General features: G+C 48.0%; 12 protein-coding genes. All 12 read right to left on the bottom strand.

Features of this window, described 5'->3' with window-relative positions; translation table 11 throughout:
• Positions 1 to 43: 43 nt before the first annotated feature.
• On the bottom strand, positions 44 to 997 hold the full coding sequence (locus AC0YOA_RS08655) for a carbohydrate ABC transporter permease (RefSeq protein ID WP_379114043.1): 954 nt from the start codon (positions 995 to 997) through the stop codon (positions 44 to 46).
• 13 nt (positions 998 to 1,010) lie between these two features.
• Complete coding sequence (locus tag AC0YOA_RS08650) at positions 1,011 to 1,952, bottom strand: ABC transporter permease (RefSeq protein WP_210037790.1); 942 nt, start codon at positions 1,950 to 1,952, stop codon at positions 1,011 to 1,013.
• Positions 1,953 to 2,177: 225 nt separating this feature from the next.
• Entirely contained in the window at positions 2,178 to 3,803 is a 1,626-nt protein-coding gene (locus AC0YOA_RS08645; protein ID WP_475786261.1) for a response regulator transcription factor, read from the bottom strand.
• Positions 3,796 to 5,589, bottom strand: a complete 1,794-nt coding sequence (locus tag AC0YOA_RS08640) for a sensor histidine kinase (protein WP_475786260.1) — start codon at positions 5,587 to 5,589, stop codon at positions 3,796 to 3,798. Before AC0YOA_RS08640 ends, AC0YOA_RS08645 begins: the two co-directional genes overlap by 8 nt.
• Positions 5,590 to 5,887: 298 nt before the next feature.
• Positions 5,888 to 6,289: a hypothetical protein gene (locus AC0YOA_RS08635; protein ID WP_475786259.1), complete on the bottom strand. Its 402-nt coding sequence runs from the start codon at positions 6,287 to 6,289 to the stop codon at positions 5,888 to 5,890.
• A gap of 234 nt (positions 6,290 to 6,523) precedes the next feature.
• Entirely contained in the window at positions 6,524 to 8,368 is a 1,845-nt protein-coding gene (locus AC0YOA_RS08630) for a Calx-beta domain-containing protein (protein WP_475786258.1), read from the bottom strand.
• 75 nt (positions 8,369 to 8,443) lie between these two features.
• Complete coding sequence (locus AC0YOA_RS08625) at positions 8,444 to 9,067, bottom strand: Calx-beta domain-containing protein (protein ID WP_475786257.1); 624 nt, start codon at positions 9,065 to 9,067, stop codon at positions 8,444 to 8,446.
• Between the two features lie 141 nt (positions 9,068 to 9,208).
• On the bottom strand, positions 9,209 to 9,364 hold the full coding sequence (locus tag AC0YOA_RS08620) for a hypothetical protein (RefSeq protein WP_475786256.1): 156 nt from the start codon (positions 9,362 to 9,364) through the stop codon (positions 9,209 to 9,211).
• Positions 9,365 to 9,661: 297 nt separating this feature from the next.
• Positions 9,662 to 10,522: an oxidoreductase gene (locus AC0YOA_RS08615; protein WP_475786255.1), complete on the bottom strand. Its 861-nt coding sequence runs from the start codon at positions 10,520 to 10,522 to the stop codon at positions 9,662 to 9,664.
• A 272-nt stretch (positions 10,523 to 10,794) separates the two neighbouring features.
• A complete protein-coding gene (locus AC0YOA_RS08610) occupies positions 10,795 to 11,667 on the bottom strand; it encodes a helix-turn-helix transcriptional regulator (RefSeq protein ID WP_475786254.1) in 873 nt (290 codons plus the stop codon).
• A gap of 187 nt (positions 11,668 to 11,854) precedes the next feature.
• Positions 11,855 to 13,021, bottom strand: a complete 1,167-nt coding sequence (locus AC0YOA_RS08605; protein WP_475786253.1) for a HupE/UreJ family protein — start codon at positions 13,019 to 13,021, stop codon at positions 11,855 to 11,857.
• A gap of 114 nt (positions 13,022 to 13,135) precedes the next feature.
• Entirely contained in the window at positions 13,136 to 19,735 is a 6,600-nt protein-coding gene (locus tag AC0YOA_RS08600) for a lamin tail domain-containing protein (protein ID WP_475786252.1), read from the bottom strand.
• Positions 19,736 to 20,026 lie beyond the last annotated feature (291 nt).

Here is a 20,026-nt window from a genome sequence, read left to right as displayed (position 1 = left end):
TTTATGCTCACCGGCAATGCCGGATACAGCCGATCATCAACATTTATCCCTTGACCGCCCCGATCGTCAGCCCTTTGACGAAGTACTTCTGGAATATCGGATAGGCCAGTACGATCGGTCCCATACCAATGATCGCCATCGCCATACGCACCGTTTCACCAGGGAGCTTGGCGATGGCTCCGCCGGCATTGCCGGTATTCGCTGCGTTCGAAACCAGGAACTGCAGGTTCATCATCGTTTTATACATCAGGTACTGCAGGCTGACCAGTTTATCCTGCTGGATGAATACCAGGGAATTAAACCAGTCGTTCCAATAGCCGATCGTATAAAACAGCGCAATCGTCGCCATTACGGGCGTGGATAGCGGCAAAATGATCCGGAAGAAGATTCGAAGCTCTCCCGCCCCGTCAATGCCGGCCGATTCGATGATTGACGGGTGGATGGAGGTTTGGAAGAATGTCCTCATGATGATCACGTAGAAGGCATTGAACAGCAGACCTGGAATAATCAGCGCCCATATCGTGTCTCTCATGTCGAGCCAGTTCGTGAACACGATGTACCAGGGAACAAGCCCCCCTCCAAAGATCATCGTAAAGAAGAGGAAGAAGGAGAAGAATGTGCGGAAATCGAAATCCTGTCTGGAGATCGGGTAGGCGAACAACGCCGTCATCAGTAATCCGAGTGTCGTCCCGATTACCGTGACAAGGATAGACAGTCCATAGGCATGCACGATTTGCGTTGCATCGTTCAGTAGATAAGAATAGGCATCCAGGCTGAACTGCCTCGGAATAATGTTGTAGCCGTGAAGCGTCACCTGCTTCTGATCAGAGAACGAAACGGCCAACACGACGAGAATGGGAAACAGGCATAATACGGTATAGACCCAGAACAGGATGTTCAACACCACATTCGTTACCGGAGAAATCGCGTTAATCTCATTTGACTTTACATGTTGTTCCACATTCAAGGCGGTCTGCTGCTGCATCGTTGTTTTCATCTCAAACCCCCTCCTAAAACAGTGCGTTTTCTTTATTGATTTTGCGGACGATCCAGTTGGATGAAAGTACGAGAACGAATCCAACGACAGCCTGATAGACGCCGGCAGCCGATGACATGCCGAGATCGCCGATTCGGAGCAGCGCCCGGTATACATAGGTGTCGATGGTCTGGGTTACCGGATATAAAGCGCCAGCATCCAGTGGAACCTGGAAGAACAAGCCGAAATCCGAGTTGAATATTTTGCCGACGGCGAGCAATGTCATGATCGTAATCACCGGCATGATCAGCGGAAACGTAATGCGCCTGGTCTGCTGCCATTTGGAAGCGCCGTCAATTAACGCAGCCTCATAATACTCGTTGTCGATGCCGATGATGGCTGCCAAATAAATAACGCTCAGATAACCGATGTTTTTCCACAAGTTCACAAGCGGTAAAATATAGGTCCAGTATTTGGGCTCGGCATACCAGGCAACCGGTGATAATCCGAGCGGTTCCAATACATTTTTGTTGATATAACCGAATTCCTGGCTTAACAGCGATAATCCGAGATAACCGACGATAATCATGGAGAGAAAGTAAGGCAGGAACATGACGCTTTGATAAAATTTGGCCATGATCCGGTTGCGGAGCTCATTCAGGCCAATTGCGACGGCTACGGCAACGATGGTGTTGAGGACAATGAATACCGCATTGTATAGCACCGTATTCCTGGTAATGACCCAGGCGTCCGGCGTTTTGAACAAGTACTCGAAATTCGCGAATCCGTTCCATTCGCTGCCCAGGATGCCTTTCTGATAGTCAAAATCCTTGAAAGCGATTATAGTTCCAAACATGGGCAAATAGTTGTTCAGCAGCAAATATAGCGTTCCGGGCAGCAGCAGCAATAGCAGCATCTTGTTCTTGCTGAGCTTCTTCAGGAACGATTGCCGCCGGACCGCCGCTTTCTTCTGCATGCAGGTTCATCCTTTCCTTGTCTCGATTAAGAAGTCTGTCAGCTTATTATAGGTTACTGTCTGCACCCGAAAAATAGCGTATTGTGACCGAAGTAACGTTTTTATGATTTCTATGGCGCAAGAAGAAACGGAGGCCGCCGTCCTCTGGCGGTATAGATGCTATAGGGAAAAAAAAAGAGACCGCCCTCCACCCTTATGAAGTGGAGACGGTCCCCCCGCGCGCGACTACCCGATCGCCTGATACCGTTTGCGGAAATCCTGCGGCGTAATCCCGACCTGCTTCTTGAATGTCTTCGCGAAATGGGACAAATTCTCGTAGCCCAAACTATCGCAGATATCGCTGACTTTCATATTGGATTTGGTCAGCATCTGCTTCGCCCGGTTCATCTTCATCGAAATGATATAATCCATTAACGACATTCCGGTCTCCCGCTTATACAGCCTGGACAAGTAGGCGGAATTCAAATAAACCGCTGAAGCGAGTTCTTCCCTTGTAACGCTTTGAAGATTGCTTTCCACATATGCATTTACTTTCTCGACAAGCGCCGAGCTCTCCGTCCTGTTCTTATCGAAGTATTCGGCCGTCGACAGGATCAGCTTGCGCGTCCATGCCAAAAACTGGGTCACCGAACGCGTTGCCGCTGCGGCTTCCGTCCATTTGGAATTCCCGAGAAGCTGCTTGACTGACCCGCCCTTATGATGAACCGTCTGATAAACGAATCCCAGCAGCGTATGATACAAGGCATCCAGCGTTTCCGAACTCATCCCGGACGCCGCATCGCCTCTGAACAATTCCTCGATTTGACGGATGACCGCTTCCGTTCTTCCCGCTTCGAGATGAAGCGTCCACTCCGCCGGATCGAACGCGAACGAGGTCATCTTGCGCGGAAGGGGAGCATCCGCACCGTCATTAACCTTCAAGAACAGGACTTCGCCGGTATTGACGATATTGCTTTGTTCCAATTCGATCAGCCGGTGATAGACGGGACTGATATCCGGAATCGGTACGGCTTCCCCGATGTAGCAGGACAGACTGCAGTAAAAATAACGGGAACAGGCTCTTATATAACGCTGACAGGCTTCTTTGAGTTCATCCTGGGAATACGCCTTGGGATCCGGCCAGTATAACAAAGCAAACAAAATGCCGTTGCGGTCTTCGATCACGTCTCCTTCCACTTCCCGGGGCCGGAGCAGCTCGGACGCGGCGTTGCGGAGCGCATATATCAATATTTCTTCATCGCGCTCGGTAAATTCCCGATCCCAATGCTCTACGCTGAGCAGAATCGGCATGACATACCGGTCCTTGCCTATTTTTACCTGATACTTGTTCATGATCTCGTCCCACTGCTCGGGATACGGATGGATGCGCTTGGACAAGAGATCCTGCCAAAACAGCTCCTTAAGCAGCGGTTTCTGGGATTCCTGAAGCTTGGCATACGTCTTGTACATCTCTTCGAAACGTTTTGCCTCCTTGTTGTTCTCCACCTCTGTCAAAGCCCGCTCCACAATGGTCCGGAACTGCTCGTAACGAATCGGCTTCAGCACATAATCGAATCCCGAGAGCTGAACGACCTGCCGGGCGTAATTGAAATCCGCGTGCGCCGTAAGCATAATCGTCACTGTAGCCGGAGAATGTTCGTTCGCCCACTCAAGCAGTTCTACCCCGCTGCTGCCGGGCATTTCAATATCGCAAATCATGACGTCAATGGGGTGCTGCAGCAGAAAGTCTTTGGCTTCTTCCGCATCGTACGCGCAATACACGTCGGAGAACCCCAGCGACTCCCAATCAATGCCGACTTGAACGGCTTGTACAGCATAGATTTCATCGTCTACGATAAGCAGCCTATACATCTGTTTGGTTACCCTCCTTGCTTGCGTCAAATGGGATCCTAAGGGTTACTTCCGCGCCTCCGCTCAGCTCGCCGCCGTTATTGCCAGGTGTACGATTTTGAAATTGGATGCTTACCGACCTGCCGTATTTGTGCTTGAGCCGGTGCTGAACGTTGAGAATACCGAGGCTGCCGCTATTTGCGGTTTCGGTTGTCAGGCCGCTGTTTAAACGCTCCAACGTTTCCGTTGAAAAACCGATGCCGTTGTCGGCAATGACGATTTCCATGACCCGGGGGTTCTCAGAACAGGAGCGCGCTTCTACCGTAATATGAAAAACATGCCTCCCCGTTTTCATTCCATGCACAACCGCATTCTCAACGAAGGGTTGAATCATAAGCGGCAGCACACTCTGATTTTTGTACTCACGGGGCACCGTCATCTCGAAGGTCAGCTTTTGGGGAAAGCGCAACCGCTGAATCTCCAGATAGTTACGGATATGCTCCGTCTCTTCCTCCAACGTGATATATTCCCTGTTAGCCCGGGTAATGAACCGGAAAAAATCGGTCAGGTGATGGGCCATTTCCATAACCAGATCATTATGTCCAAGCTTCGATAAGCTGTGTATGATATTCAGCGAGTTGAGGTAAAAGTGCGGGTTAATCTGCGATTGCAAATGTCTGAATTCCGCCTCCTGCGTTTTGAGCATTTCTTCGTATACGTTAATCTTCAGCGACTGGATCTGGGAAACCATCCGGTTAAACGTTTCATTCAGAAATTTGAACTCCTGGGTAGCCCCTTCGCTTAAGCGAATGGAGAAATCGCCCTGCGCCGTTCTCCGCATGCCGCGGATCAAGGAATTCATCGGCTTGTGCAGCACCTGCTTGAGGACGATCCAGAAAATAATAAGCAGGAGGACAAGACCGATCGGGATCAAGACGAGTCCGCGCTGAAAATAAGGCAGCTTCTGAAGGAGATCCGTATCCGGTATCGTAACGGCGAGCATTACGGGTGCCTGCATCACCGGAAAACCAACCAAAATATAATCTTTGTCGTTGGCCGGATTTTTCATAATTTGATAGGGCTCGGTTTTGACCGACAGCTTCCGCACCATGTCCTGAAGACTGGTATTATCCCACGTCGTATCCGTCAGCGACACCGCATTATTGGAAATGAGCATCGCTTGTCCCGTAGGCCCGAGATCCAGTGAGCGCAAATCCTTCATCAAATTCTCGACAGGAATGAGCGCGCCGACATAAACGTTCGGTTCAATCTGGATCTGTTCGGTCCGCACCAAATAATAACGCTGCGCGTCTTCAACGATTTGCCAGGTATGGCTGTTGCTTAGCGATCCATTTTGAATAAACCGGGTAAGCATCTCGTTCATCTTCTGGGAGCTGGCATAATCGACCTGCGATGCGATCAATTCGTTATATTTCTCCGTATACGTGAAAAACGTATCCACAACCACATAAGAATTCGAGGTAATTTCATCCTGGAAGCTGTTATAGATGCGTTGCTTGGCAAAAAAATAATTGCTGCTCCCCTCCGGATAAATGGAAAGTCCGATCAAATCCGAGTAATAGTTTTTGCTGGAAACGAGCCGCAGCAAATAATTGCCGACCTTCTCGAGGCTGTTATCAATCTGATTCACATGAATGGAAAGAAAATTGGTCGTAGACTGCGAGACTTCGTCCCGGACAACATTCATCGCATACAGATTAAGCATGAACAAAGCGACGGCCAGGGGAACGATAACGGCGATAAAACCAGCCAATAGTCTAAAACGCAACGTTTTCGTGAACGTCATGGAATGGCACCTTTCACTCGGGGATTCAAATGTACGCGCTTTCTACATAATATAGCAGGAGATTTGATTCCAGTCAGCAATTATTCCGAACCATAGAATCCGTTCATACCCTTTCCATGAAATTCATTAGGCTTATCTTAAAATTTAACCTGCTTATTTTCAATCCTTATCTTCATTTTGATCGTTGGGTCATCATCCTGTTCGCAAAAAAACCGGTGATCATCTTCGCATCAGGAAGACGGATCACCGGAGTCGTTGCTGCAAGTATAAATTCCCGATACTTTGCCATTGGTGAACGTTACGTAATTGAAGCCTGAATAGCCCATGTTTCCACCGTATTTCCGCTTGAAGAGAGCGAGCTTTTGGACGACGGGTTGCCCCAGGACAGAAGCACCTGTTCCTTTGTCATGCCCATGGAGATTTTCTCCGCCTTCACGGCATTCCATACAGCGGATGACCATTTATATTTCTTGTACGGATCGTAATTTGTAAAGGAATAGCCGTCGGTCAAGGTATCCTGAACATTTGACGCCGGCATGGCGTAGGATTTCAATTCTTTGTTTGATGCTGTTTTAAACACAATTTCAAAATAAGGAACCATCATCCAGCAGAAGCGTATTTCCCCCGACAATATCAACAATTTTCGACTGAGCAGCAGCGGCAGCAGCGGCGGTCTCCGCTGTCCAATTTGCCGAGACAACCAGCAAGCATAATACGAGAAAAAAACCTAATAACCGTTTTATCTTTCCAACCTCTCCTCAACTCTGAATATAATAGGTAAAATATACTAGGGTTCGATAGTATTCTATAAGATTCGCTATAATTTTACAAATATTTCTTATCTGCTTCATGTGCAGGATTCCCTTTTGCAAAAAAAAGACTGCCGCGGCAGCCTTGTCGATATTAAGCTAAATTTAATTCGCTTCGCTACGGCTTATCGGGTAATTAGATGATCCTTATCAAGAATGTGTACGGCTGCCTCGTCTGTCAGGACGGTTGATGTGCCGTTGATAGAGCTCGTAAGCCTGACGATAAAGTCTTCGTTATATTCGATGAGATGATCGTCATTGATCTTTATCGTTATTGTCTTGCTGGTCTCGCCGTCCTGGAAAACCAGCCATTTATTCTCCGCCACCGCAAAGTCAACTCCTGCTGTGGCGCTCCCCGAGTACGCGGTATAGCCTACGTTTGCAATTCCCTGCGTGTTGCCTGACCGGATGACCTTGAGTGCCACCAAACCGGATTCCTCAATCGTATAGTAAGTCGGGGTTTTAAACGATATGATAGGAGCTGAGTCGCTCTCGGTAACGGTCACCTCCGCATTGGCCAATTCCCCCAAGACCGCTCCTTCTGATGTGCTCTGTAATGAAACGGTGAAGGTTTCGGTTCCTTCATGGATAAAGTCATCGATCAGGGGAATGTGGAGCTTCTTGCTCATTTGGTTATCCCCGAATGTCAGCCAGCCCGATATGGCGGTAAAATCAGAGCCCGACTCAGCGGAACCGCTGCTCACTGTATAGTAAACGGAAGCTTCGCCTCTGATGCTCCCTGTTCGAATGACTTCGACTACTGCCTCTCTGGACTCCTCAATCGCGTTGTAAGCGGCCGATTTGAACTGCAATACCGGCGTCGCTTCGCTGCCGCCATCGCTGCTCAAAATATCGATAAAAACCTCAGCCGGATCCATCACGATATCATCAGGTCCCGATGTACCCGTTATTTTTACGCTGAACCTCTCCGTTCCTTCAGCGTCTTCATCGTTTATTATCGGAATGGTAATGGTCTGGCTATCCTCCCCGTCAGAGAGAACTACGGAGCCGCCGGGCACTTCGTAATCGGTACCTCCGACAGCTGTTTGACCGGTGACCACATAATAGACCGTCACGGATCCGGTAGGAAACTCCCTGCCTACCTGGAGCGAGACAGCTCCGTCATCTTCATTGACCTCCACATGGCTTGGGGATAAAAATCTGACCCTGTTAATTGTATCGTTATTGATAATAATGACAGACATCAGCGGCTCCCCTAAAGCGGCTCCCCCGGTCGAATTGCTTAAGATTACACTAAAGTCCACTGTAAATCTCTCGTACTTGGTGTTATCGATAATCGGTATCTCAATACGTTTCCATGACTCTCCGTCTGCAAACACAAGAGTCCCGCTCACGCCGATGTAATCGATATTTTCCTGAGCCTCTCCGGGCGTCGTTCGATAATCAACCGCTACGGTCCCGTCTGTACCTCCCGTGCGCTGCACGATCACTGCCGCATACTCATCCTCTTCATCGATATGAATATATTGGAATTCCGCTCCCGGTTTGCTGTCAAACTTCAGCAATCCCGGTCCGTGCGGAGCTTGATTGTCATCCAAAACCTCGATACGTGCTCTTGGATACAGCCCGTATTCAAGCCCCTGCCCTTCGAGCCCCGCAATAGATGCCTCGATCAGGCGGTTCCCCGTTTCCTCGGCATCGTTCATGACCGGGATGGAAATGGCCTTCGACACTTCTCCTTCCGCAAACGTGTACCATTGGCTAATGCCATCTATGGCTATTTTCACGCTTCCTGTACCATATCCTCTTACCCGGGTGACATTCAGCGAAACGGTTCCGGCCGACTCAGGTACGGAAATAAAATCCGTTTCAAAGGATACCTCATTGAGAAGGGGTTGGGCATTTACGGTGCCTTGAATGAAGGGAAGCGTGAGCGCAAATGCAAGCAATAAGGCCAGCAGAACAACTAACTTTCTTGTTGATTGGGGAATAATCCATGTTTTATCCAACTTTAATTCCTCCTCGATAATGGACTGACCATTGTCTTGATACAATCTGCTGCTCATCCAGATTCACGGTTCTGCTTATTTAAGATGATCCTTATCGTAAATGACAACCTTTGTTGACGTTCCGGATGACAAGCTCACATAGAACTGTTCCATGTACTCCACCAATTGATCATCCAAAATGGGAATTCGTAGTGTCTTGACTGTTTCTCCAGCCTCAAACGTAAGGTTGCCCGTCACCGGGATGAAATCGTCATTGCCTGCCGACTGGGCTTCCGTGTAATAATGAACGGTCTCCTTCTCTTCGGTGCTGCCCTTGCGGACAACAGGAATGCTGGCCTGCCCCTCCTCCTCAATAATATTGTAGATTCCGCTCTTGAACCCGATATTCAGACTCACATATTTCTCCGGATAAGGAATAAATACTTCTCCGCCAGATGGATTACTTAGCCTTAATCCAAAGCTCTCATCTCCTTCGTAGTCAGCATCGTCTATGATTGGAATCGTAATCCACTTCGCTGCTTCCCGTGGCGCAAATGTTAATGTGCCGGAGATCCCTTCATAATCGCTGCCGCTTTGGGTTGAACTGTCAAACGTCTCATAATCGACATGAATTTCGTCGTTGGACGGATTGTGACGTATGATTTGCAGTGTGTAGTCGTGTGAGCTTTCACTTACAGGTTGTGGCCGTTGATGTTTCAAAAAAGTCTTGATTGAGCAGCACAATGGAAAATAACTCTACCGGTTTATTGGTAAAATCTATTCCAAACCACGAGCTTTCAGGAACGAAGTCGTCGTAAATCGGCAATGTAATCGTCTTTGAGGCTTCTCCCGCAGCAAATGTCAACAGGCCATGAGAGGCTTCAGCGTCATATCTTCAGCAGCATCCCCCAAGGCATGAACATCTCGTTGTACCATCGGCACAATCAGTGAAGCAGCTAGAATGAACGCTGCGAACAGGGACGTCCTGATAGTCAGGCTTCTTGAAGTAATCCTCATTGTCTGCATCTCCTTCAGCTTATAGTGAAAAATTTGAGTGTCATCATATAAAAAAAACATGCAGCTGTCCTTATATGACTGGACAAGCTGCATGTTCTAAAGTTTTCATTATAATAACGTTAGATAACCCATAAAATTCAAGAGAAACATTTTGTATCTAATGTAAATTTATAGGATACCCTGTTGATCGTCAAGAGTAAAATAGACTATGCCTCTAGGCCCTAGTTTACAAAAATCCTTTGCAGGAAATGAATTTCGGAGACGATTTTATCAGAAATAATGCTCTGTTTCGATTCATTATTTGACATCGTCATGATCTGTGCCCGTTATTACCTCATGCCATTCGTCGATTTCTGTCTCAAAACGAGCCGTCTTATCGCGATAGCGCGCCAGTGAATCACTGCCCAGCGGCAGATGGACCGGCGGATTCTCCGATTCGGCTAATGTAATGAAGGCCAACGCCAGTTTCTTGGGATCGCCGGGCTGCTTCTTGTTTACTTCCGTAGCAAAATCCCGCATTTTGCCGACTGTATCCGCATAATCCGCAATAATATTTCCGGTCCGGCTCAAGGAAGTCGTGTCCAGGAAATCGGTACGGAAGAAGCCTGGCGCCACTACAGTTGCATGTATACCTAACGGAGCCAGCTCCAGCGCCAGCGCTTCCGTAATTCCTTCGACTGCAAATTTTGTGGAACCGTATATCCCCCAGCCGATATAGCCGCTTAGCCCGCCAACCGATGAAATATTGATTACATGTCCGGAACGCTGATTGCGCATGTGTGGAAGCACAGCACGTATGACATTCAATAATCCGAAGACATTCGTTTCATAATTTTGTCTGACTTCTTCACCGGATGCTTCTTCGACTGCGGTTAACAATCCATAGCCCGCGTTGTTGACGAGAACATCGATTCTGCCAAATTTTCTGATGGTCTGTGCAGCGTTATCAATGGCCATCGCCTCGTTCGTAACATCCATTACTGTAACAAGAAGGTTTTCGTTGTTGTTGAATTGCGCTGCCAATTGTTCCGGCTTGCTCCGGACCGTGGCTGCGACTTTATCGCCTGCTTCGAGAGCCGCTTTTACGATCTCAAATCCGAATCCTCTTGCCGCGCCTGTAATAAACCATACTTTTTGCTTTGTTTTTTTGATTGACATGGATATTCTCTCCCTTAGCTTGAAGTGCTGACCGCCTTCTCTATTCATGGTTCCAGGCTGGCTGATACCATAACTATATCAGAGCATAAATGGATCTACTTTGCTTGGAAGTCCAGAGTATTTGTCTATTTAGCTCAAAATCATTCGCCATGCCGCCATGTACCTTTGCTCAGGCAATGAACCCGCAGAAATGAAAAAAGCACCTTTTTCAAGCACCGGATCACCATGCGGTCTCCATTGATTGAAAAGAGGTGCTGATATATTTTTCTCGATTACTTAAGCGAGGATGGAGAGTATCCAAACCTTTCTTTGAATACTTTGGAGAAATGGGCTGCATTTTCAAATCCAGTTGAGAAACAGGCATCTGTAACCGATAAGGATGAATGGGTTAATAATTCTTTGGCAATATCCAATCGGCGATTTCTGATCCATTGTAGAGGCGAAGTATTGTAAATCGCCTGGAAATCCCGTTTAAAGCTCGATAAACTACGTCCTGATAAATAGGCAAGATCATTGAGAGAAACCGGGTTTGTGATATTCTCCTCAATCACCTCGGTAATATTCTTCCTTTCTTTACGCTTCAGCATAAAAAACTGGAATAAAAATTTTTCGTTGGCATTTGCCACATCAAACAATAATTCCAATAATTTAACCTTAACCAATCCATCCTCTACCTGTTCCGGTTCTTTGAAGTAGGGTTTGAGAGACTCGATATAGCTGACAAGCCGGTCATTGACCGCGCTGATAGAAATTGGAACGATTGCGGCTGGGTACACGTTCTGCAGATCCGCCATTTTGATAAACTCCGTAATCAATTCTTCTTTCAAAAAAAACATCATGTAGTTCAGTAAATAGTTTGACTCCTCTTCCCCTGACTTCTCAAACTCGACCACAATCGACTTTTGGAGCAGAACCATTTCATTTTTACAAACCGTAAACTCCTGATCGCCGAAATGCACCATGTATTTTCCGTCAAGCACAAATAAAAGCAGATGGTCCTCCAGCAGCATAGTCCCCTTCTTGCCTTCTGTATGCGTACAGGTCTCGATCACGGTCAGATCGTTCATTCTTAAAGCCGCTTGATAGTAGGGGGCTTGTGTCAAATCCTGCGGAACTTTTGATACTTTCCTGGTTCGCAGCGCCATTGCTCCTACCTCCTTTTTTTTCGAAAGCCACAGAAGGTAACCGAAGTTAGATGGCCTAGTTTTCCTTTATTGATTAAATCATAACCTCCTTACTCCTCTAATTCAATAAAGAGTACACCTTGATGCTGGAATGTTAATAGTTGTTAAATTCATTTTACTTGTTGTAGTCATAAAAAAACCATAACCATTACACTGAAATAATACGTGTTACGAACCAATAAAGGCCAATTACGGCAATAACGGCGGAAACACCGTAATTGATATACTTGTAGTTCCTGCTGCGCCCCCCGGCCCAGAATAACAGCGGAAGCAGCACTGCCAGCACTGCCAGCTGACCAACCTCAACACCGAGGTTAAAGGAGAACAATGTCAGCAGAAAGCGGTCTCCGAGTGCACCGCGGAGCACCTGAGCAAAACCAAAACCATGGATCAGGCCAAAGGATAGCGCGACGATCCAGCGATGCCGAAGCTGCTTGAACCAGATATTCTCGATTGCGACATAAGCAATGCTAAGAGCAATTACCGGCTCGACAAAAGAAGCCGGCAGGTTCACAATGTCCAGTGCAGCCAGCGCAATCGTGATGCTGTGGCCGACCGTAAAGGCAGTCAACACTTTAAGATAATTCCATTTGCGCTGCTGAACAAGAACCAGTGCGGTCACGAACAACAAGTGATCCGTACCCGTCCATATATGTTCAATCCCAACACCGATATAGTTCCACATGGTAATCAGCCAGTTGGGCAGTTCAACCGTGGTTGTTGAGCTTTCGGTTTCTGCAATTTCCAGCTTATCTGCCACCATATGGTTATCACGGGTAAAGATCATATCCCTCGAGTACCCGCCAGCCCGAATCGTTGTGAAATTCTGATGACCCGGGTCTTCCTCGTAGAAGAAGTTGTAATCGATTGAATACGTCTGCGCTCCAGACGGAAAGGTGTAATCCAGCTTCACATATAAATAGGGGGCATCGCTGCGCTCCTTAATTGCTATGTCTTGAAAGGAAGGTTCTATTGGCATGTCCCCGCCCTTTATATGAAGCGATTCCGATATAAGCGGTCTGATTTCTTCTTCCGTCCATATCGGCTGCTCCTTTGGCGCATTTGCATTAGAATCGAGAATGAATACTCCGCCGGAACGCAAATCCATCCACTGCGTCACTTCCTGAGGATCCAGATAAAGCTCATATGAGATCCGTTGTGTATCCAGAGTAATGTCAGAATAACCATAGCTGTTCAAATGGGCGAAAGCCGGCTTTGCCAGACTTGGTAAACAAACGGAAAGCAGAAGCAGCATGCACAATCTTTTAGCCAAACGATGCATTCTTCCGTTATGAAGCAGATAGGTGATATTCATTGCGTCTAAATCCTCCTAATGTAAAACGAAAGAGTCTCATAACAACAAGACTCCTCCGTTTCTTAAAGCCGATCCTTTCCAGTCACCATTACCTTTTTAATGCGCAGCTTCCATTTAAAGCTGCTGCTGCAGCAAGTAAATCACTTTTGCACTCTCGGCCCGCGTTGCAGGTACGTTTGGAGCAAAGGCGTTATTCCCTTGTCCAATCATCAGTCCCAGCGCAAAGGCCTTGTCGACAGAGTCCTTCGCCCATTTGCTGATCTTATTCAGATCGGTGAACGCAGCTTTGCCGCCTGCACTCATTCCCGTTCCTTTGTGGTGCTCAAGAGCCCGGATTATCATGACGGCCATTTCCTCACGTGAGATTTGCTTGTTCGGGGCAAAACTGTCTTTGCTTACGCCCGATACAATTCCCGCTGCTACCGCTTTGGCTACCGAGTCGGCATACCAACTGCCAGCCTGAACATCCTTAAAACCAGTAACGCCTGCCGCAGAGTCGGAAAGACCAAGTGTTCTGGCAATAAGAGCAACAAACTCTGCACGGGTCGTTGCTTGCGCCGCTCCAAAGCTGTTCGCCGAGATTCCTTTAACAATTCCTTGGAAGGAAAGCTCCTGCACGTAATTGTACGCCCAATTTCCTTCTGCTACGTCTTGGTACGGCTTTTTATACTCCAACACAACATACATACCCGGCAGATCAACAGAGGCGGAATAGATACCCTCGGTGTATTGGCCGCCAATCCATGTTAATGTACCGTTTGCTTCTATCCGGTAGATTCCTGCCAGCTTGTTATTGCTGACAGAGTCCGCCGCTAGTTCAATAACAAATGGCTGTGCCACACGCTCAACCCATGTTGTCTGGCCCGCTCCATTACGGATACCGACCCTCATGTTGACTGAAGAACCCTTCGATGTCATCGTGGCTCCAAGCTCCTTGCCATAGCTCAGTTCAGCATTGTCAGCGGACTGTGCCGGTACATGCTCCGTCATGATAACTAGCTCGCTTCCATCCTTCACCTGACCGTTCAGGGATTGAAGCAGGGCCGCCGGCAGCGTAAGGATTGTGCCATTCTCCATTTGAAGCTTCACGTCACGGCTGCCGATTTTCTTCAATACATCGGTTGAGAGCGCGACTCCTGTCCTGCCTTTGCCTATAATGAGAACGATGCTGTCATTACCCGCCGGAATTGAAGCCGGCGCAATGACCAGGATGCTTTCATCAGCAGGTGCAGGTACCGGTGTCGGCTTCGTATCTCCTGGACCTGATCCCGGATTCGGGCCATCGTCTTCACCTGGACCTGGGTCCGGTCCGTCTCCATCGCCTGGACCCGGATCCGGGCCGCCCCCCGCAGGGTTGTTGCCGGTCGTGAACCGCCAAATATCCGACACCGTTTTGCCGTTATTAGCATCCTCGACCGCCGCGTACCAATAATACACCGTATCAGCCGCTAGGTTGGGCCAATCGGCTGCTGCTGTTCCTTCGCTCTTCACGGCCAGCTGACTGCCAATGACGGAAGTTCCATACACGTTGACCCCGATATAATCGGTTGCTACCTGTTTGCTTGGATTTTGCGTCTTGTACGGGAATTCAAAATCATCCTTGCCCGGTTCATCAAAATAATTATTATCATCCATATAAGCGGAATAGGTGCTTACATGCACTTTACCTTCGGATAAATTAAAATCCAGAAAACGCATGTAGCCTTCGCCGCCTTGACGGCCGGATTGATAATCCGCAAGCATCTCAACGACCGTGCGCTCGCCGACATGCTTGATATTAAATGCCACACCGTGCAGGTGGCCGCATAATACCATTTGAACATTATCGTTTTTGGATACAATCTCGTTCCAGATCATCTCGCCTTGACCGGAATAATCGCCCGTTGGTGAGATATATTCATGCGTACCGATAATGACATAGCGGTTCGGATACTTTTTGAGCACCTCGTTCGCCCATTGAACCGTTTCCTCCCTGACGTTCCAGCCCAGATACATAATGAGGAAATCCTGCCCCTTGGCGGATACGAGATCGTAATGGTCACGGTTATTGTTCAGATCATCCCCGTACGTTGGTTGATTCTCAAACCGGTCGCGCCCAAAATACTTATAATATTCCGAATAATTTCCTTCATTATGATTGACGTCATGGTTCCCCGTTACTACACCGTAAGGGATGCCCGCATCCTCCAGATGTTTCATACTCTTGCTTGCAACTTCCCACTCGTCCGGACGGTTAAAATCATCCACAAGATCGCCCGTATGAATGGCATAAGCTACTTTCTTGTCTTCCTTGTGATCGGCGATGTATTTCATCTCGCGATCGAAGATCTCCGGGTAGGAATCTGCATAATACTGGGTATCGCTAGCCCAGGCGAATGAGAAATCCACTCCATCGGACGAAGCAGGCACCAGATCCTGGATGAGCACATGAATGGTCTTGTCTCTTACCATATCGGCCGCTTTAACCTTCGCCTTCAGCTGAAAATCCTTGTCGCCAATACCCGAGGTTGCTGAAACCCATTTACCCATATTGAAGTTCCAGGTATACATGGTAACCTGCCGGTCCGGAAGCGAATGCCCTTCCCAAACCACTTCAACCTCAGCAATCGCATCCGGCTCCTGATTGAGCTTAAAGTCAAAACGCTGATACGGGAACAATCCTTCTGCATCCGTAACATAGTAGCTGCTGTCCTTCTTCGAAACATTCGCAATCGCTTCACTTGAAAAAGGTGTTTCTCCATCCGGATTAAGCACCAATGGCGGCTCTCGATCAATCGAATTGGAGTAAGCGGCAATATCCGACTTCTCGTTAAAATCGTACCGGTACGCTTGTCCGAACGTCACATTCAAAGGATCGCCATTCGGATCGCTTACCTTCACACTCAAGCTGGCATTGCGATCCACGTCAGCCGCATCTGGTGCCGGCTGCGGATCCGCAGGCATGTCCGGCAGATCGTTCTCTACCTTGAACAGCGCGGTACGTACCGCTTCGTTACCCGCTTTATCGATGGCTTTTACCTCGAATACATGATCACCCATTCCAAGCTGGGAGGCCAATAGCTTAGCCGGCAGTGTGAGTGCCTCGCCATCCAGCGTAGCTGCAGCCGAAGCGACACCGGAGGTTGCATCCTTCAAAACCGCATCAAAGCTTATTTGCCCGGCATACGTCTTGCCATCTTCGATCGAGAAGGTATCGAATACAGGCAGCGTATTATCGACAATGGCTTTCAAGCTTACGCTATCCGCCCCGTCTGCAAGTACGAAGTTATGCTCGCCGTCTGCAAGAGTTGTCGTATCGAGCTTGCCGTTAATTCCGTAGAACAAGCTGTCCGGAAGATCAATTGTCAGTTCCAGATACTCCAAATAATTCGTTCCGTCCCCAACCGATTGTCTTGCCTCCGGATCAACAGTCGTAAACTCATTCACATTCAGCTTCTTTCCTCGGGCTGAAGCAATGGTTTGATCGGATCCGTCTCCAAGATAGATATGAATATTCTGGATTCTAAAGTCATCATTATTGCCTTCTGTACCTGTAGGTGAAACCTTGTTCCCTGCCGTGATGATTATTTTGTTCACACCTGGCTTCAGGAAGCTCTTTGGCAAAGTCACGAACTTCTCATCCAGATAACTGGCATCCGGCAGTAAGGTCGCGAGCTCGCCGTTAATGATGACCCCATTGTTGAAGGAAGCCTGCATATCATCCGCTCTGAATGTGAGGTACGCATCCTTAGACAGGGCTTTCTCTGCCGGCAGGGCTTTACCGTCAACCGTCAAGCCCAGCGCTTGTCCGCTAACGGCCGCATTACCTTGAATAGTAGTGGTTCCACGAAGCAGAGCACCTTCCGCAAGGTCGAACCACAATGGACCCTCATTGTCAGAAATATAGCTCAAATGACTGACTGGCGCTCCGCCATCTGTCGATGCTGCTTGATTCAGACCATCAGTCGCTACAAAGTAGTAATCAACAGAGCTTGCGCCCAGCAGATGTTCCTTTGCGATTACGGCGGATGTGTATTGGTTTGGATTCGTTCTTGACCGAACCATGTTGACCTCAGTGAAATCCATATCCATATTTCGTTTATACATGACGCTGACGCGTTTGAGCGCATGCTCATCTGTCACGTTCGCCGTAAGCGTCAAGGCCCCAAATTTTTGCGGCGTATCGATTGAATTAAACGATATGACAGGCTTTTCTGCATCTGTTTTCACTTGAACCACATCGTCTGGAACCTGTCCCGGATTCAACATTCCCGGTGTAGCAAGCTGTCCAGCAGCACGCTTGTACATCTTGTTGGAGCCGTCCTTGGGATATTCATAGACAACGCTTGTGCCGTCATCATTGATTTCGTCCAATTCGACGTTATACCAGGCTTGCGACACTGCACCCTGAACATGCTCTACCGGGAAAGCAGCATCAGGAGCAAGGAGTATACGTCCTTCGTCGCTGTTGGACATGCCGATGGAATATAGGGACGTCACTTGGGATTCCGGCAAATTCACACCCCAATGGGTGTTGAAGGTGCTCAAAGGCTTGTTCTTGCTAAGCTCAGACTGTACCCAGACGACAGCTGTATCCATCGTCGAGAGAATTAAGTCCTTGCTGATATCCCATCTCATCGTTACGCCATGAGAAAACTCATAGACGATTTGATAATCTTTCAAGTTAACCGTTTGGTCAGAATTGTTATAAACCTCAATATATTCATAACCGTCGCTTCCTTTATTATCCGGAACGAGCTCGGTTATTAACAGCTCAGGGATGGCGGAGCTGATGCTGTTGAAGACCCGAATGTCATAAGGCTTCTTGGTTTTCACAGGGTTGCTGCTTACATGTGAGCCATCCGTTGCCTCAATATAGTAATAGATATGCGTTATATCTATCAAAGCAGCAGCAGGAATCACAGCTTGATAGGTTGAACCCGCTGTGTTCTCCATCGCCATGGATGTGTATTCCGTGTCCTTGTCCGATTTATAAAAGAGGCTGGCACCGGTTACTGACTGATCGTCTGTAATATCAGCCGCAAGGGTCAGATCCTTAATTCCGGTAGAGCCTACTGACTGGTTATGTTCAATAATCGGAGCAAGAAAGTCGCCTGGGAGCTCAACCGGCGCCGCAGGAACTTGTTCTGCCAGCGTCCTGCCTGGCGTAGGGGGCGATTTGCTTGCAAGCTTCGCCATCATCAGACCGCCGTTTGGATTAACAGTATAGGTCACCGACGTGTTATTCAGATCATCCGTACTGCTTCCTGCCACATTATACTGGGCGGATACGACAGTTTCACCTGATTTTGCCACAATGGATATCGTGCGGCCCGGAGCATTTTCCAGGTTGCCCTCGCCAGTAAAATCAGCGATATCTGCATCTGTCAAAGGAACCGGCGATATTTTGTATGCCTCATTAAATTTGTCTATCGTTCCATTCACATCTGCCGAATAGGCACGCAGTACCATGGTACTGCCAGGCTGGATAGTCTTATTGTCCTTGAACTCAAAAGTCCGGACGGGAAGATTGTTCAAGTCGCCTGTCGTAATCCGGTACTGCTGCAGCGGGACCGGTTTATTGCTGTTGTTATAGATCTCGATATACTCCCAGGCAGGTATGTCTGCCCCGCTTACGTTTGGCGAATTGAATACGATTTCCGTTATAAGCAGATATGGCTGCTGAACAGCTTGTACGATATTCAGATCGTAAGCGGAATTCTCTGCCTCAGGACTGCGTACAAGACCCAGTCCATTCTCTGCCTCCATATAATATTGAACTTTATCTGTTCCTTGCATAATCGTCTGAGGAATGATGCCCGCAGCAATTGAATTCCCATATACCGCTTCACTGACACTCATTAATGCAGGCGTATACGCGTTATCGCTTTCTTTTTTATAATGAATTTTCACGGAAGTCAGCGGCGTACTGCTGTACACCTGTGCCGTAACCGCCAAATCCTTGGCAGTCGTTGTTGTAACAGCCGGCGTATACGTTAAGACCGGCTTCGTCGTGGGTACAGGAAGCGGATTCAGAGCCGCAGGAACTTGACCGGGCACCAGGGTACCCGGTGTAGGTGCCTGTTTCGAACCTGACTTCACCATGTTCTTGCTGCCGCTTGGGTCGTACTTGAAGATGACGCTCTTGCCATTGCCGTCATCGCCGTTCTCCGTTGAACTTATTGCCGCGTCATTATATCTGGCTGAAGAGATCGCCTCGTTGTCGACACCGCGTTTTACAGTAACGGTATAGGTGCCTGTATTCGCTAAATTGCCTCCGGCAGACTGATCCATAATTGCGGTTTGTTCCTCTGCAAGCGGCGGATTAACAGCGTACGCGGTATTGAATTTATCCAGCGTGCCGTCAGCCGTATCTGCCTTGCCCCGCACTAGAATCGTGTGGCCAGGCTGTACAATCTTATCACTTGGCATAGGCCACTTATAATTGGCTGAGCTGTTGTAATTCTCGCGGAACAGGTAATAATCACCCAGTGTAATCGGAGCCGAGCTGTTATTATAAAGTTCGACATATTCCCAAGCGTTGATGTCCGCTCCATTCACATTGACAGAATTGAAGACAATTTCCGTAATCAATAGATCTGGTGGAATGGAAACACCTTCGGCATGAGTCACTCTTACCGTCGACAAGGTTGTGACAGGGAAACCTGTCATGACAAGCGCAGCCGCTATGAGGCTTGCCAACAGCCGGGTGGCTCGTCCTTTAAATCTCTTCATCTCCAGTTTCATCTCCCGCATATTCATTATTTGTTCATGATGCATGGCCATCATAAAACGCGGGAAGCAGGAAGACTATTAACATGTTATTCGATTATTGACGGATATTTGGAGGATATCATAGCACATGAACAAATCCTAAATTAGGATAAAGATCGTAAAAGAAGATAAGCGTTACTTTACCTCCCGGTTACTTTCCCCTAACACAGAGTTAATCTTTGTCAGCTATGATGAAGAATGGTTGCCAAACCGTAGTCATTCATCGTGTTGACATGGGGGGTGAAAACATAA

The sequence above is a fragment of the Paenibacillus sp. JT22N12 genome, assembly GCF_056269365.1.
The sequence above is the reverse complement of the archived record's forward strand: the minus strand, read 5'-3'. Positions and strand labels throughout refer to the sequence as shown.

Excerpts from the sequence above, each read along its gene's own strand:
- AC0YOA_RS08655 (WP_379114043.1), bottom strand. The coding sequence starts at position 997 with ATGAAAACAACGATGCAGCAGCAGACCGCCTTGAATGTGGAACAACAT.
- AC0YOA_RS08650 (WP_210037790.1), bottom strand. The coding sequence starts at position 1,952 with ATGCAGAAGAAAGCGGCGGTCCGGCGGCAATCGTTCCTGAAGAAGCTC.
- AC0YOA_RS08645 (WP_475786261.1), bottom strand. The coding sequence starts at position 3,803 with ATGTATAGGCTGCTTATCGTAGACGATGAAATCTATGCTGTACAAGCC.
- AC0YOA_RS08640 (WP_475786260.1), bottom strand. The coding sequence starts at position 5,589 with ATGACGTTCACGAAAACGTTGCGTTTTAGACTATTGGCTGGTTTTATC.
- AC0YOA_RS08620 (WP_475786256.1), bottom strand. The coding sequence starts at position 9,364 with ATGAGGATTACTTCAAGAAGCCTGACTATCAGGACGTCCCTGTTCGCA.
- AC0YOA_RS08615 (WP_475786255.1), bottom strand. The coding sequence starts at position 10,522 with ATGTCAATCAAAAAAACAAAGCAAAAAGTATGGTTTATTACAGGCGCG.
- AC0YOA_RS08610 (WP_475786254.1), bottom strand. The coding sequence starts at position 11,667 with ATGGCGCTGCGAACCAGGAAAGTATCAAAAGTTCCGCAGGATTTGACA.
- AC0YOA_RS08605 (WP_475786253.1), bottom strand. The coding sequence starts at position 13,021 with ATGAATATCACCTATCTGCTTCATAACGGAAGAATGCATCGTTTGGCT.
- AC0YOA_RS08600 (WP_475786252.1), bottom strand. The coding sequence starts at position 19,735 with ATGAAGAGATTTAAAGGACGAGCCACCCGGCTGTTGGCAAGCCTCATA.